Annotated in this window: 1 protein-coding gene; it reads left to right on the plus strand. The window is 64.1% G+C overall.

The window, feature by feature from the left end; all coding sequences use genetic code 11:
- Window positions 1-385 (plus strand): family 1 glycosylhydrolase (locus IMZ11_RS43550; RefSeq protein ID WP_228649558.1); only part of this gene is annotated, 385 nt, incomplete at its 5' end.
- Window positions 386-555: the final 170 nt, after the last annotated feature.

Raw genomic sequence — 555 nt, forward strand, 5'->3', positions numbered from 1 at the left:
GAACGGGATGGTGACCGATGACGGTAAACCCCGGTCCGACAAGGTGACCCGATCGCAGTATCTCGAGGACACGGTGTTCTGGATGCAGCGCGCGAAGGCCGACGGCATCCCGATCATCGGCTACAACTACTGGTCGTTGGTCGACAACTACGAATGGGGAAGCTATCGGCCACGTTTCGGTCTGTACACCGTCGACGCACTGAACGACCCCGAACTCAAGCGCATACCTACCGATGCGGTGGCGACCTACACCCAGATCACCCGCGACGGAGGCACCGTCAATGGATACCGGCCGGCCCTCCCCGCCGCGCACTGCTCGACCACGGTCGGCAAGGACAGCTGCGAACCGTTGGATCCGGACGGGCCGCTCGCCGAGCTGAAGTGACGCCGGATACGAGGCGTCACATGACGAAACAACCAGTGGGTGCCTGGATGCTCACGCACTCAAGCCGAACCGGCGCTCACGCACTCAAGCCGAACCGGCGCTCACGCACTCAAGCTGAACCGGCGCTCACGCACTCAAGCTGAACCGGCGCTCACGCGCCGCGGCTCGCC

Source organism: Microtetraspora sp. AC03309, assembly GCF_020826795.1.
Taxonomy (GTDB): domain Bacteria; phylum Actinomycetota; class Actinomycetes; order Streptosporangiales; family Streptosporangiaceae; genus Microtetraspora; species Microtetraspora glauca.